The sequence below is a fragment of the Oleiphilus sp. HI0125 genome, from assembly GCF_001635355.1.
The window spans coordinates 1-1,112 of record NZ_LWGF01001336.1 but is presented as its reverse complement, the minus strand read 5'-3'; the positions used below and the strand labels follow the sequence as shown (position 1 = coordinate 1,112).

Sequence of the window (1,112 nt, the reverse complement as noted above, 5' to 3'; positions counted from 1 at the left end):
AGAATACAGTGGAGCAAACGTCGCCACAAAGCTTGAACGTGGATATCGACAGCAGTGCTCTAGGCAAAGATTTAAAACTTCGTGAATATCAAATTATTATCGATACTCTCAAGGATGAAGGGGGTAAGAAGAAGCAAACCGCCGAGAAACTAGGCATCAGTCCGAGAACCTTGCGTTATAAATTAGCGCAAATGCGCGAACTTGGCATCGACATTGCTTCAGAGTTAGCAGCATAGAAAAAAGTGTCAGATTTTTGATACCGAACACTATCGCTAAGTAGTAATTTAGTTTGTCAATCTGCTGATTCGGGGCCTATTTAGGCCCCATTTTTTTGCCCGCTAGAAATGTTCAATAGTCAGTAATTGTTTTGGCCTGATTTGTGCAGTTGTCACTAACTATTACTGTTTACAACGAAAAATTGACATTCAACTAGAGGGGAGCGCTTATGTCAGGAATCAATTCAGTCACTGGCCGAGCCGATATCTCAAAAGTATTGGCAGAGATGCGTAACATCCGCGCGCAGATTCAACCTGCAGAGCAGTTAAAGCCAGAAGTCTCTCCAACTCAAATCAACCCGACTAACAAGGTTGATGAGATCCCGAAGTTTAGTGATTTGTTATCTAACGCTGTCAACTCGGTGAATGACGCACAACAGAAATCTAGCGCATTACAAACAGCTTATTCTCAAGGCGATCCAAACGTCAGCATCACTCAGGTAATGATCCAGTCTCAGAAAGCTTCAGTCGCGTTTGAGGCTGTCACACAGGTACGCAACAAAGTAGTGAAAGCGTACGAAGATATCATGAAGATGCCGGTTTAATAGGTAGGATTAGAGCAATATCATGGCAGCAAATATGAGCGAAGCAAGCGTACCAGCAACGACAGTAGGTTCAGGATCTACTGATATGCTAGCTGATCCAGCACAAAGCGACCTAATGACAGGTGTTAATCGTCTAGGTTTGTTTCGTCAAATTGGTTTGATGATTGGTTTGGCGGGCAGTGTTGCACTAGGTCTTGCGTTAGTCCTCTGGTTACAAGAGCCAAATTACCAACCCGCCATGCAAAACATCGCAGCGCAAGATATGGAAGAAGTGACGCGGGTACTAAATTTA

2 protein-coding genes and 1 pseudogene are annotated in these 1,112 nt (G+C 43.7%); all 3 read left to right on the top strand.

Annotation, left to right across the window (positions count from 1 at the left end; translation table 11 throughout):
• A partial coding sequence (locus A3762_RS23020) for a helix-turn-helix domain-containing protein (protein WP_197469518.1) occupies nt 1-236 on the top strand: 236 nt, incomplete at its 5' end.
• A gap of 209 nt (nt 237-445) precedes the next feature.
• Entirely contained in the window at nt 446-820 is a 375-nt protein-coding gene (fliE, locus tag A3762_RS23015) for a flagellar hook-basal body complex protein FliE (RefSeq protein ID WP_068757827.1), read from the top strand.
• A gap of 34 nt (nt 821-854) precedes the next feature.
• A pseudogene (locus tag A3762_RS23010) lies at nt 855-1,112 on the top strand (flagellar basal body M-ring protein FliF); the annotation flags it as partial.

Excerpts from the sequence above, each read along its gene's own strand:
- fliE (WP_068757827.1), top strand. The coding sequence starts at position 446 with ATGTCAGGAATCAATTCAGTCACTGGCCGAGCCGATATCTCAAAAGTA.